General features: G+C 68.2%; 10 protein-coding genes. 1 reads left to right on the forward strand and 9 read right to left on the reverse strand.

Annotation, left to right across the window (positions count from 1 at the left end):
• Positions 1 to 38: 38 nt before the first annotated feature.
• The 9 genes from GBZ48_RS01085 to GBZ48_RS01125 all read right to left on the reverse strand — a co-directional run bounded on the left by GBZ48_RS01085 (position 39) and on the right by GBZ48_RS01125 (position 11,490).
• Complete coding sequence (locus GBZ48_RS01085) at positions 39 to 1,187, reverse strand: DUF1513 domain-containing protein (RefSeq protein ID WP_174469285.1); 1,149 nt, start codon at positions 1,185 to 1,187, stop codon at positions 39 to 41.
• A 2-nt stretch (positions 1,188 to 1,189) separates the two neighbouring features.
• Positions 1,190 to 2,305, reverse strand: coding sequence for an imelysin family protein (locus GBZ48_RS01090; protein ID WP_174469286.1), 1,116 nt, complete (start codon positions 2,303 to 2,305; stop codon positions 1,190 to 1,192).
• A gap of 50 nt (positions 2,306 to 2,355) precedes the next feature.
• The gene (locus tag GBZ48_RS01095; RefSeq protein ID WP_174469287.1) at positions 2,356 to 3,675 is read right to left on the reverse strand and encodes a di-heme oxidoredictase family protein; all 1,320 of its coding nucleotides are present in this window, start codon (positions 3,673 to 3,675) and stop codon (positions 2,356 to 2,358) included.
• A 94-nt stretch (positions 3,676 to 3,769) separates the two neighbouring features.
• The gene (locus tag GBZ48_RS01100) at positions 3,770 to 5,254 is read right to left on the reverse strand and encodes a multicopper oxidase family protein (protein WP_174469288.1); all 1,485 of its coding nucleotides are present in this window, start codon (positions 5,252 to 5,254) and stop codon (positions 3,770 to 3,772) included.
• 142 nt (positions 5,255 to 5,396) lie between these two features.
• Positions 5,397 to 6,671: an imelysin family protein gene (locus tag GBZ48_RS01105; protein ID WP_174469289.1), complete on the reverse strand. Its 1,275-nt coding sequence runs from the start codon at positions 6,669 to 6,671 to the stop codon at positions 5,397 to 5,399.
• 191 nt (positions 6,672 to 6,862) lie between these two features.
• Complete coding sequence (locus GBZ48_RS01110) at positions 6,863 to 8,008, reverse strand: trans-sulfuration enzyme family protein (RefSeq protein ID WP_174469290.1); 1,146 nt, start codon at positions 8,006 to 8,008, stop codon at positions 6,863 to 6,865.
• A gap of 87 nt (positions 8,009 to 8,095) precedes the next feature.
• Positions 8,096 to 9,193 (reverse strand): AbrB family transcriptional regulator, encoded by a 1,098-nt coding sequence (locus GBZ48_RS01115; protein ID WP_343049070.1) that lies wholly within the window; start codon positions 9,191 to 9,193, stop codon positions 8,096 to 8,098.
• Positions 9,194 to 9,294: 101 nt separating this feature from the next.
• Positions 9,295 to 10,656, reverse strand: a complete 1,362-nt coding sequence (locus GBZ48_RS01120; RefSeq protein WP_174469291.1) for a globin-coupled sensor protein — start codon at positions 10,654 to 10,656, stop codon at positions 9,295 to 9,297.
• A gap of 210 nt (positions 10,657 to 10,866) precedes the next feature.
• The gene (locus tag GBZ48_RS01125) at positions 10,867 to 11,490 is read right to left on the reverse strand and encodes a TetR/AcrR family transcriptional regulator (RefSeq protein ID WP_174469292.1); all 624 of its coding nucleotides are present in this window, start codon (positions 11,488 to 11,490) and stop codon (positions 10,867 to 10,869) included.
• Positions 11,491 to 11,708: 218 nt separating this feature from the next.
• Here GBZ48_RS01125 and GBZ48_RS01130 point away from each other — a divergent pair, with 218 nt between their 5' ends.
• Entirely contained in the window at positions 11,709 to 13,286 is a 1,578-nt protein-coding gene (locus GBZ48_RS01130; RefSeq protein WP_246306909.1) for a fatty acyl-CoA synthetase, read from the forward strand.
• The last annotated feature ends 9 nt before the right edge of the window (positions 13,287 to 13,295 follow it).

Genomic DNA, 13,295 nt, shown 5'->3' on the forward strand with positions numbered 1-13,295 from the left:
GGCAGGGGGCGAAGCGCCCGCTGCTTCGACGCTTCGCGTCAGGCCACCCGCCGCGTCAGGTGGTTGTCCCACCGGAAGGCCGGTGCCTTGCGCTCCGGACCCGCCTCGGCGTTCGTCGACACCGGCTCGATCACACCGAGCCCGCTGGTCGCCAGATAGCCCTCGCCGTTCGGTGCCAGACCGCAGCCGTCGGCCAGCGCGGTGGAGCCCAGCCATGCTCCGCTCGACGCATCCCACAGACCGATGATCCCGCCCATCGGCGAGCTGGCCGCCACCGTTCTGCCGTCCGACGCCACGCTGCCGATATAGCCCTGCATGCGCGACAGCACATCCTCCGGCGTGTCGAACAGGCGGATCGCGCCTCCACCGGGACGGTGGGCGCCGGTCAGCGGCTGAAGCTTGCCGATGGGCCGTTCGTCCTGCACGCCAAAGGCGATCCCGCCATCGTCCAGCAGGGCGATGTGGCGCATCCCGAGATTCGCGTGCTCTTCCGGCAACCGCACTTTGTCGAGCAGCTTGCCGGTCGCCGCCTCGACATAGGTCAGCGAACTGTCCATGCTGTCGAGATTCAGCTTGGCCCGGCCGGTGTCGGGGTGGGTGATGACGCCACCATTGGCGACCGCCAGCGTCGTGCCGTCGCGCATCAGGATCAGCTCGTGCGGCCCCAGCCCATGGGTGGGGATGGCGCCGATGCGGCGGTAATTGTCGGTGGCGTCATAGATGCCGATGGCACCCTCTTCGCGCGGAACGTCGTCCTCGGCGACGAAGAGGGTGCGTCCGTCGGCGGAATAGTCGCCATGGCCGGTGAAGCGGCGGTCATCCGGCGCCCGCACCACCGGGCCGGGGGTGCCGTCCGCCAGCGACAGCGTCTGGAACCAGCGGCCGGGCCGGCGGGCGAAGACGGCGGCCTCCGCCATGCCGGGCCGGGGCATGATGCCATGGGCGCGGCCGGGGGTGGCGGTGGTGAACAGCACCTTGCCGGTCCGGTCGAGCGCCGCAACGCCGAAGCTCGGCTCCGCCCCGGCGGTGGCATAGGCGTTGAGGTAGAGCGTGCCGGCATCGGCGGCATGGGCCTTGCCTGTCAGCACGGCCAGCAGCCCGCCCGACAGGCCGGCGCCCGACAGCACACGCCCCCCGAAAACCCTCCCGGCCAGCAGGCTCAGGATGTTCCTGCGGTCGACCGCCATCGTCAGTCTCCGTCCAGTTCGTTGAAGCCCAGCGTGATGTCCAGCAACGGCGCCAGCGTACCCAGCATCTCCACCCGCGCCGCCTTGACCAGACGCAGCGCGCTCTCGGTCTTCTTGCGGGTGGCGGGGTCGGTCACCGCCTTGTTCAGCGGGCCGGGGATTGCTTCCACCGCGCTGATCGCGGCGGCGAAACTTTCATCGATGGCTTGCTTGGCGGTGGCGCCGTCGTCGTTGGCGGGCAGCAGCGAAACGAAGCCCGGACCGCCATGCTCGCCCATCAGCAGGGCGCGCAGCCCCTCCAAATTCAGCACGACATTGCGCAGCGACCGGCCGCTGCGCAGCGCCTCCACCACCGTCGGCTTGGCATCCTCGATGCTCGCGCCGAGCGGGGCCATCAGCTTCTGATCAAGCACCACCTGCATCGCGGTGATGGCGGAGGCATAGAGCGTATTCACTGCTTCGGACGCGGTCGGACCGAGTACGGTCGCCTGACCGGCGGCGAGCGGCGCCTCCAGTTCCTTCCAGCCGTCGCGCGCATCGGTGGCGATGGCGGCGATGTTGCGGGCGGCGGCGGCGGCGAGCCTGGCGCGATACAGCTTGGCATCGCTACCGGTGAATCCGTCGGCGGCGACGCCCTCGTCGAACAGCAGCCGCTCCAGCACGGTCAGCCCCTGGACGGCCGCACTCTGGCGGGCCAGCGCGCCGGGCTCCAGCAGCTTGGGGTCATGGTCGCGCAGGATCTGGCCGATCTGGCGCTGGACCACGCCGGGCCGTTCCGGCCAGAACGACATGCGGTCGGCCCGCAGATTCATGGTCAGCGGACCGGGGCGCAGATGCTGCACAGCCGCCCAACCATCGGTCACCTTGAAATGGGCGGCGCGCGCCTCCTCAAGCCCGGCGGCGGTGGGGCCGGCGGCGAAGCGGTCGAGCGTATCGACATAGGCGGTGGCTGCCGCCACCAGCGCATCGAAGCGGGGCAGGGCATGGGTGCGGACCATGCCGCCCAGGAAGGCGGCATCCTTGTCCGACTGGCGGGCGGCGAAGGCCGGCGTCCGCGGCAGCAGGGCCGCCACGGCGGCGGCGGCCGACATCAGTCCCAGCACTATGCGGCGTCGCATACGATCAAATCCCTTCTGCCTTTGACGTGGAACGAACCCCCACCCTTCCTTTACAAACCCAGCACGTAACGCACCAGCCGTTTCCGGTCCTTGCCCGGCAGAGACTTGAAGCGGTCCTTGGCCGCTTCCGCCTCGCCGCCATGCCACAGGATCGCTTCGGCGACGCTGCGGGCGCGCCCGTCATGCAAAAGCGACAGCTGGCCATCCTTGGCCGCGAGCCGGTTCAGGCCCCACAGCGGCGTGGTGCGCCAGTCCGATCCGTTCGCCTCGCCCATCGGCAGCCGGTCGCCCAATCCGGGGCCGAGGTCGTGGAGAAGCATGTCGCTGTGCGGGAAGATGTCGCGGTTGGACAGCGACGGATGCTCGGCATCCTCCCCCGTGCGCCAGGACGGACGGTGGCAGGCGGCACAGCCGGTGTCGGCGAACAGCGCGGTGCCGGCCTTGTCCTTCGCCGCCTCCAGGCTGCCGTCGGGCGGCAGGTCGCGCAGGTAGCCGTCGATCAGGCCGATGACGGTGCTGGGGATCTCAAGCCCCTCGAACTGCTTGGAATCGCCGTGCGGCGCATTGCGGCAGGCGGTCTGTGCCGGGGTGCAGTCGCCCCAGGGCTCCGGAAAGGCCGGGGTCGACATGCCGATGTCGAGGCTGAAGGCCTCCGCATCCTGGTGGTCCAGGGTGGGGTGCATCGCCTTCCAGCCGAAGCGGCCGACCTGCCGCTTGCCGTCCACCGTCACGTAATTCACCCGCCCGGCGGCCGGACCGCCGGAGGCGGCCTGTCTGGCGGCTTCGGCTTCGATGGCGTCGGCCGGGATGCGGTCGAGCAGGCCCATGCCGTGGACGCGCGGCGGCACGCGGGCGGACATCACCGTCGCTTCGGCCAGCGGGCCATAGCCGAGATCCTCGATCACCGGCGTCGGGTGGCGCAGCCGGACGGTCTCGCCGTCGGGGAAGCGGACCGTCTTCTCGCGGTAGGTGACGCGGGGACGGCCTTCGACCAGCTGGCCCGGAATGGCGTTGGACTGGATCTGCCGGCCATAGACCGGGTCGGCGTTCAGCTTGATCGCATAGCCGACGCCCTGGTCGTCCTTCACCGCCGGATCGGGTGGCCGGCCGCCGGCGCCACGCGGATGGCAGGTGGCGCAGGAGCGGGCGTTGTAGAGCGGACCGAGCCCGTCCGCCGCTTGCGTCGCGGTGGGCGCCGCCACCCACATGCGGCGGAACAGCGCCTCGCCGATGCGGTTGTCGAGGCTGTCGGCAGCGTGAGCGGCAGTGGGGGCGGCGAGGAGCAGCAGGGCGGTCAGGCTGGCAGAACGGACTACACTCTTCCAACTCGAAATGTCATCCCCGCGAAGGCGGGGATCCAGGGTCTGCATGGCGACACTCGTGGAAAAATCTGGCTCCCCGCCTTCGCGGGGATGACGGGAACTGGATGCCGTCGGATCGAGTTCTGTTTTGCCTCGGAGCATCTCAAGCAACGCGGATGTATCCCATCATGCCGGTGTCCTGATGTTCGATGATGTGACAGTGGAACATCCAGTCGCCGGGGTTATCGGCCTTGATGGCGACGCGCAGACGTTCCTTCGGCTCCAGCAGCACCGTGTCGGCATGGTGGGGCACCACCTTGCGGGCATCGGAGGACAGCACCTTGAAGGTGTAGCCGTGGATGTGGATCGGATGCAGGTGCGGCGTCAGGTTGGCCAGTTCGAAGATGTAGCTCCGGCCTTTCTCCAGCGTGACCAGCGGCGGCGGCAGGCGTTCATGGCCGCCCTCCGGCCAGCTCTGCTGGTTGATCGCCCAGAAGGTCTTCGCCGACAGGCACAGCGCGTCGGCATAGGGCAGGCCGGGCAGAGCCGCCGCGTCGAAGCTCTGTGCCACCGCTGTGGCGGAGAAGGCCATCGGGATGATCGGCGCGTCCTTCAAGTCCGGCTCCGGGATGGCGGAAGCGGGCAGGGCGCGCGGCTTGAAGCGCTTGTTGGGCAGACTCGGTCCAACGGCGCGGAAGGTGGCGAGCGGCCGGGGTTCGGCCGAATAGACGTTGGTCAGCCGCAGGGTCTGGCCGGCCTTGGCCGGTGCACGGAACAGCACGTCGATGCGCATGGCCGGCCCCATCGGCCAGCCGTCCAGCGGGCGGGGCGGCAGCGGATTGCCGTCGACCGCGACGATCCAGGCCTCGGCTCCCTCCACCCGCAGATCGACCACGCGGGTGCTGTCGATGTTGTAGAGGCGGGCGCGGATGTCGCCGTTGGCGGGGACCTCGATCACCGGTTCGATGGCGCCGTTGACGGTCGACACGCTGCCGAAGGTGCCGGCGCGGGAAGCACCGCGGTCGGTCATGAAGGTGCCGAACGTGCCGGTCTTGTCCAGTTGCCAGTCCTTGACCAGGCAGACGACGTCGGCATCGACCTTCGGCGCGTCCGGCTCCTCGACGATCAGCACGCCGGCAAGGCCGCGGCCCAGCAGCTCCACCGTGTTGCAGTGGGGATGGAAGAAGAAGGACCCGGCATCAGGCGGGGTGAATTCATAGACGTGGCGCTCGCCCGGCTTGGTCGGCGGCTGGGTCAGATAGGGCACGCCGTCTTCCAGGTTCGGCAGGCGGATGCCGTGCCAGTGGATCGAGGTGTGCTCGTCCAGCCCGTTCACCAGGGTGGCGCGCAGCCGCTGGCCCTTGCGCATACGGATGATCGGGCCGGGAAAGCTGTCGGCATAGGTGATCAGCGGCGACGGCCCGGCCGGTTCCGGCAGGATGCGCAGCATCCGCTGCTTGGCGATCAGTTCGACCTCGACCAAGTCACCGGCCGCGGTGACCGGCGCCGGGCCGGCGAGGCCGGCTTTCAGTGCCCCGACATCGGGGGCCGCAAGGCCGGTTCCGCCCAGCGCCGTCGCCGCGATGGCGGCACCCCCGGCGCGCAGGAGGGTGCGACGGGACAGGGCGGAGGCGGGGCGATGCGGCATGACGGCGGTCCAAAAAACTTCAGGCAGGATACAAGCCGGCTCCGGTCCCTTAGCCATCCCCCGCCGGGTCGGCCCGGAAGGGAAGCTCTGGGAAAACGGTCAGGCGCGGAAGGGCGCGGGGACCGGAGCCGGGTAGGCGTGCTTACTTGCCGACCTTCGACGGGTCGTCGAGGCTGTCGGAGCCCTTGACCTCGACCGAGACGCCGAGCGCGGCGACGGCGCCTTCCAGCGCCTTCTTCTGGGCGACGAGGCCGTCGATGCCGGCGGACACCAGCTTGTTGCCCTCGTCGTTGTCGGCGGCGATCATCTGGTCGTAGGCCATCTTGCCGCTGTCGGCGGTGTCCTTGATCGCCTGCATCGCCTTCATGGTGTTGGCCATGGCGGTCTTGACCGCGGCGTCTGCGTCGGCCGACTTGGCGGCGACCAGCTGCGACAGCGAGGCACCCGAAACGGTCTTGCCGTCGGTGCGCTTGTAGCTGCCGTTGTAGACGTTCACCATGCCGACTTCGTCGTAATAGTGCGAGTTGTGGGTGTTGTCGGAGAAGCAGTCATGCTCCTCTTCCGGATCGTGCAGCATGAGGCCGAGCTTCATGCGCTCGCCCGCCAGCTCGCCATAGCTCAGCGAACCCAGGCCGGTCAGCATGCGGCCGACGCCTTCGCTCTCCGGCGCCTTGGCGATGGAGGCGCGGGCCTTGCCCTTGGCGGCCCAATCGGCGGTCATTTCCGACAGGTCGTCGACCAGCATCTGGGTGGCGACCTTCAGATACTGGATGCGGCGGTCGCAATGGCCGTTGGTGCAGTCCTTGCCCTTGCCGTAGTCGGTGGCCTTGCGCTCGCCCGCACCCGGACCGGTGCCGTGCAGATCCTGGCCCCAGAGCAGGAATTCGATGGCGTGGTAGCCGGTGGCGACGTTCGCCTCGACCTTGCCGGCGCCGTGCAGCTTGTCGGTCAGCAGGTCCTTGGTGATCTTGGAGGCGTTGATGGTCTTGCCGCCGGCCGTGATCTTCGGGTTGGCGATGACGTTCGCCTTGGCGTAGGGGTTGCTCTCGCCGCCGGCATAGCCCTCGTCGACATAGTCGATCAGGCCCTCGTCCAGCGGCCAGGCATTCACCTTGCCTTCCCATTCATCGACGATCGGGTTGCCGAAGCGGAAGGCTTCCGTCTGCATGTACGGAACGCGGGCGGCCTTCCAGGCGTCGCGCGCCTTCGCCAGATTGTCCTCGGTCGGATTGGCGACCAGGGCATCCACCGCCTTCTTCAGCGCCTTGGCGCCGTTGGTGGCGTCCTCATAGGCGGCATGGGCGATGTCGGCGTAGTTCTTCGCCACGTCCTTGTAGGCCGGACCGGCAGCCTGGGCACCGTACGGCAGCAGGGCAACGACGGCTACGGCGGCGAAGCCGGCAGCGCGCTTCGACATGGAGGTCTCCTCGAACGTCGGTGGTCGGTAATGACAGCAAGTGCGACTTATTCTCAGCGAATAACGTCGCGAATCATTCTCACTGTCAAGCCCTATCCGCGTTGGGGGTACTCGGAAATGCGCAAGCTCCGCCGTGCCGCGTCGATATGTCCCGCCGCCCTGGCCTGCGGGCGGCGGGATGTGGGCCCTCTTCAGCCCTGCCCAAGCGCCTGCGACAGATCCTCATAGAGGTCGTCCGGCGACTCCAGGCCGACCGACAGACGCAGCAGGTCGCCCGGCACCGGAGAACTCGGCCCTTCGATGCTGGCGCGATGCTCGATCAGGCTCTCCACCCCGCCGAGCGAGGTGGCACGGCGCCAGATTTCGACGCGTGCGGCGGTATCGATGGCCGCCTGGGTGCCGCCCTTCACGCGGACGGACAGCATGCCGCCATAGCCGCCGCTCATCTGGCGCGATGCGATGCCATGGCCGGGGAAGCCGGGCAGGCCGGGATAGAGCACCTCGGCCACCCGCGGATGGGCGGACAGCCGCTCCGCCAGGGCCATGGCGGCGTCGCTCTGCCAGCGGACGCGGGCGAACAGGGTGCGCAGACCACGCTGCAGTAGCCATGCCTCGAAGCTGCCGAGGATGCCGCCCTGCTGGGTCTGCACCGCCTTGATGCGGGCCCAGAACTCGTCCTTGCGGGCGGCGGTCAGGGTACCGGCGACGACGTCGGAATGGCCGTTGAGATACTTGGTCGCCGAATGCATGACGATGTCGGCGCCCAGTTCCAGCGGACGGGTCAGCACCGGGGTGGCGACCGTGCTGTCCACCGCCAGCCAGGCACCCGCCTCGTGCGCCAACTCGGCCACCGCGGCGATGTCGGTGACGGTCCACAGCGGGTTGGCCGGGGTTTCCACCCACACCAGCCGGGTCTGGCCGGGGCGGAGCGCAGCGCGCACCGCATCGGTGTCGCTGGTGTCGACCCCTTCGACCTTCAGCCCCCAGCGGGTGGCGGGGCCATGCACCCAGTTGCGGAAGGCCCAGTACATCACGTCGGGCACCAGCACATGGTCGCCGGGGTCCAGCGCCTGGAACACCGCGGTCGCCGCCGCCATGCCGGAGGCGAACAGCAGCGTGTCGGTGCCCTTCTCCAGTTCGGTGATGGTTTTGGCCGGAATGTCGAAGGTCGGGTTGTCGGCGCGGGCATAGACCCGGCCACGGCCATAGCCGTTGTCTGGGTCCCGGACATAGGTGGTGGACGGGTGGATCGGCGGGATGACCGCGCCGCTGGCCGCATCCTCAAAGCCCAGGGCACCGGCGGCGATGGTTTCGGGACGGTGGGGACGGTCGGTCATTGCCGGGGCACTCCGGGATCGGTCATGAAAGGGGGGTATCAAGGATACGTCCGCCGGACGCCGGGGCGCAATGGCGCCGCGCAACCGTCAGGCGTAGCGTGCGATCAGGCGGGCCAGCGGCGGCCCCGACAGCACCACCACGAAAAGCCGAAGGGTTTGCAGGGCCAGCACCAGCGGCAAATCCACCCCGCTGCCCAGCGCGATCACCACCACGGAATCGAGCCCACCCGGGCTGGTGGCGAGGAAGGCGGTCAGCGGGTCGGTCGGGAGCAGCGTGACCAGCACCCAGGCCGACAGGCTGCACAGGGCGATCATCAGCCCGGTCGACAACAGCATCTGCGGCACGGCACGCAGGGCGTGGCTCAGCACCTCGCGGGTAAAGCGCAGGCCGATGCTCCAGCCGATGACGGTATATGTGATGGTCAGCAGCGCATGCGGCAGTTGCAGGGTCACGCCCGCACCGGTCTGGACCAGCGCGCCCAGCACCATCGGCACCAGAAGGGCGCCGGAGGGAATGCGGAAACGGTGGCCGATCCATCCGCCCGCCGCGGCAACCAGCAGCGTCGCCGCCAGCCCGCGCAGGTCCAGCGCCTCCACCGGGGCCAATGGGATGGCGGAACCCTGCGAACCGGCGGTCAGCGCATGTGTCACCAGCGAAGCGCTGAGCACCACCAGCACGACGCGCAGATATTGCATCACCGCGACCAGCCGGACGTCCGCGCCATAGTCGCCGGCCATGGCGACCATGGCGGAGGCCGCACCCGGCGACACGCCCCAGGCCGCGGTGGTGCCGGGCAGGCTGCCGTAGCGGACGAACAGCCAGCCAACGATGCCACTGACCAGCACCGTCAGCCCGACGGTTCCCAGCATCAACGGCCAGTTCTGTGCGATGGACAGCAGGATCGACGAGGTGACGGCATGGGCGACGAGGCAGCCGATGATCGCCTGCGCCATGGTGAAGCCCGAGCCCGGAACGCGGATGGTGGCGCCGCCGACGCCCAGCGCGATGGCGCCGATCATCGGCCCGATCAGCCAGGCGGCCGGCAGCCCAACCCCATCGAGACCCAGCGTCGCCGCCGCGGACAGGGCAAGCAGCCCCGCCCATTGCGCGACCGTCCGCAGGCGGAGCCACGATTCGTCGTCATTCCCGGGGCCGTTCCCGCCGCCATCCTTTGCGCTGACCACGAACCCATACCTGTACGAATGATTTGCGACCGCCCCATGCTGCCCGCCGCCACCCCCGTCCGTCCAGCAGGCGAGGGGGCGCGGCAGCCATGCGCGGCGGATCAGCGGGCAGCGCGGATGCTGGTCAGGAAATCACCGACGCCCCGATTGAGATCGTCCGCCTGCCGGTGCAGCAGTCCGGCGGCGGCCAGCACCTCCTGCGCGATCCCGCCGGTCTCCGAAGAGGACCGCGTGACCTCGCCGATGGAACCGGTGACCCGGCGGGTGCCGACCGCGACCTCCTGTACGCTGCGGGTGATCTCCTGCGTCGCGGCGGTCTGCTGCTCCACCGTCGCGGCGACCGTGGTGACGATCTCGTTGATGTGGACGATGGTGCGGCCCACGGCATGGATCGCGTCGGCAGCCTGGCCCGCGGCATTCTGCATGCCGGCGATCTGGCTGGAGATGTCCTCCGTCGCCTTGGCGGTCTGGTTGGCGAGGCTCTTCACCTCATTGGCGACGACGGCGAAGCCCTTGCCCGCTTCTCCCGCCCGCGCCGCCTCGATGGTGGCGTTCAGAGCCAGCAGGTTGGTCTGGCTGGCGATGTTGTTGATCAGGTTGACGACGTCGCCGATGCGCTGGGCCGCCTCCACCAGACCGCTGACGGTTCCCTTGGTCCGTTCCGCCTCACCGACGGCGGAGGTGGAGATGCGGGAGGATTCGTTGACGTGCCGGCTGATGTCGGTGATGGAGCTGGCAAGCTGTTCGGTCGCCGCGGCCACCGTCTGCATGCTGGACGAGGCGAATTCCGTCTCCGACGCGACATCGGCGGAGCGGCGGCTGGTGCTGGTGGCGATCTGGGACATGCGCTGGGCATGGGCCTGCATCTGGTTGGAGGCGGCGACCGTGCCCTCCACGATGCTTTTGACGCTGTCTTCGAAACTGCCGGCGAGCTGGTCGAGGGTGGCGCGCTTGCTCTCCTCTTCCGCCACCCGATAGGTCTCCAGCAGCAGTTCGATGTCGAACCACGCGATCTTGTTCAGCGTCTCCAGCTGTGCCGTCCGGTTGCGGCGGGCTGCCGCGCCGAACAGGCCGGCCCTCAGCCCCTCGTCGCCACCAGTGAGGCCGAGTTCGCGGGCGAGGTTGGAACTGACGATGTAATGGCAGATTGACACCGCATAGGCCGGGACGCCGTTCTTGTAGAACAGGGTCGCAAGCCGTTTGGCGGACTCGGCGAAGCCGGCATCGATCCGACCGGATACGGCCCGCGTCCAATGATCCAGACGGGCGGCATGCACATCAGGGCGTTGCAGCGCCGCCTGGATTTCCGGCCATGCATCGAAATACCGATGCCACTCGGTCAGCAGTGCGGGAAGACGCTGCTCCGCGAACTCCCGGTTGCCCCTTAACCGGTTCAGATCGTCGTGGGTGATCGAGAAGGTGGAAAGTCTCTTCGCCTGCACATCTGTCAGTTCGACGGTCATCTTCTGGACGATCCTCGGTTCCGGGGCCACACATGGATCGTTCTACGTCAGGAATGCTCTTCTGGATCGCACGTCGACGGCAACTCACCACCCCATTTTCATCATACCCAGATATGTATAAGAAGGAGAGCAGTGGCCGACCATACAACGCTGACGGCGGATCGACCGGCCCACTTTGGGCCTATGGTCGACAGGGGGGCGACGGCGGAATCACCCCATGTCGCGACGCGGGCGCAGGCCGTTCAGCAGCAGGGCGATGGACTGGCGGGCGATCTCCCCCGGGTCCAGATCGCCGTCCGGGCTGTACCAGCGGGCGACCCAGCTGAGCGCACCCGACAGCGTGAAGGCGGCGATCTTCGGATCGCAGGGGACGATGCTGCCCTCGGCGATGCCGCGTTCGATCAGGTTGCGGAATTTCAGGTCGATGCGGCGCTTCAGGCCGCGCAGGGTACGGCGGCTGTCCTCGGTCAGCGGTTCCTCGCCGACCCGGATCACGCACATGCCGAAATCCATGGTGACGATGTCGACATAGGTGGTCATCACCGCCACCAACTCGTCATAGGCGCTGCCGCCATGACCGGTCACGTCGTTCGAGGCGCTGTCGAGCATTTCCAGCCCGATCCGCACGCACTCGAACAGGATCTCCTCCTTGTTCTTTACATAATAATAGATCGTCGGCTTGGTCACGTTCAGCCGCCGGGCGATGTCGTCCAGCGAGGTGGCGTGATAACCAAGCTCGTTGAAGGCCTGCGCCGCCGTCCGCAGCACGGCGATCCGCTTTTCCTCCCGTTCGCTGCGGCGGTCGGCGGCGGTCTTCCATGGCGAGTCCGACATGCGGTGCTGGCTCCCTTCGCTCATTCTTCCGGCCTATCGCTTTCCCATTTGGCTGTGCCCATGTCCAGGCCGGCAAACAGTCAGTTCTCTCAGCAAACTTGTTTCGTTTCCTACTTTCAAGTAACTTAGGTTCCATACAGTAAAGAAAAGGCCGGCCGAACCCGTGACCGGTGTGTACGGCGACGGTGCCAGGACCTTGTAGAACCGGGAGGACACGCATGCCTATGGACGTTGCCAAGGACGCCATCGCCGCGGCGCGCGGCACCAGCATCGGCGGGGCTCTGGCACGGGCGGCGCGGCGCTATGGCGACCGCATCGCTTTGCGTCACGACGGGCGGGACTGGAGCTTCGCTGGCCTGCATGTGGCTGCGAAGCGGGTGGCCCGGAGGCTGCACGACATGGGTCTGCGGCCGGGCGACCGGGTGGCCGCCTTCGGGCGCAATTCCGACGCCTATGTCGTGGCCTGGCTCGGCTGCGCGGTCGGCGGCTTCATCCATGTGCCGGTCAACTACGCCCTGACGGGAGAAGAGTTGTCCTACATCCTGACGCAGTCGGGGGCGCGGATGGTGCTGCACGACGCCGATCTGGCCGGCACCCTTGCCGATGCCGGGAAAGCGGCGCGGACGGAGTGGGTCGGGACCCTGGCTGCCGATGCCGCCGGTACCGGCGATCTGGACGTGCTGGCCATCGCCCAGGATCGGGGCGCCTCGGCGGACATCGACGTGGTGGTGGATGCCGACACGGTGGTCCAGCTTCTCTACACCTCCGGCACCACCGCGGCGCCGAAGGGCGCGATGATGACCCATGGCGGCCTGCTGGCGGAGTATGAGAGCGCCATCCATGACTGCCGCTTCGCCGAGAGCGACCGGGCGTTGGCGGCGCTGCCGCTTTACCATTCGGCGCAGATGCATGTCTTCCTGATGCCGCAGCTGATGGTCGGCGCCACCACGCTGCTGATCCAGGTTCCGGCCTTGAAGCAATGCCTGGAACTGATCGAGGCGCACCGCATCACCTCCTTCTTCGCACCGCCCACGGTGTGGGTTGGGCTGTTGCGCCATCCGGATTTCGACGCGCATGATCTGGTGTCGCTGGAGAAGCTCTATTACGGCGCCTCGATCATGCCGGTCCCGGTGTTGCAGGAGCTTCGCCGGCGCCTGCCCAACGCCAAGCCCTTCAACTGTTACGGACAGAGCGAGATCGGCCCGCTCGCCACCGTGCTTGCCCCGGAAGAGCATGAGGAGCGCCCAGCCTCCGCCGGCCGCCCGGTGTTGAATGTCGAGACGCGGGTCGTCGATCTGGAGATGAACGATCTGGCGCCGGGCAGCCATGGCGAGATCGTCCACCGCTCCCCCCAGCTGATGGTCGGCTATTGGGACAAGGAGCGCGAGACGGAGGAGGCCTTCCAGGGCGGGTGGTTCCATTCCGGCGACGTCGGCTATCTCGACGAGGCCGGCTATCTCCACATCGTCGACCGCATCAAGGACGTCATCAACACCGGCGGCGTGGTGGTCGCCAGCCGCGAGGTGGAGGAGGTGATCTACACCCATCCCGCCGTCGCCGAGGTCGCGGTGGTGGCGCTGCCCGACCCGAAATGGATCGAGGCAGTAACCGCCTTCGTCGTGCTGCGCACCGGCCAGAGCGTCGATGCCGAGGGTCTGATAGCCCATTGCCGCGGTCATCTGGCGCCCTTCAAGCTGCCCAAGCAGGTGCATTTTGTCGACAGCCTGCCGCGCAACACCGCCGGCAAGCTGCTGAAGCGGGAGCTTCGCCGGGCCTACAGCGAGACCACGGCCTGAGGGCGGCGG

Source organism: Azospirillum melinis (assembly GCF_013340935.1).
Classification (GTDB): domain Bacteria; phylum Pseudomonadota; class Alphaproteobacteria; order Azospirillales; family Azospirillaceae; genus Azospirillum; species Azospirillum melinis.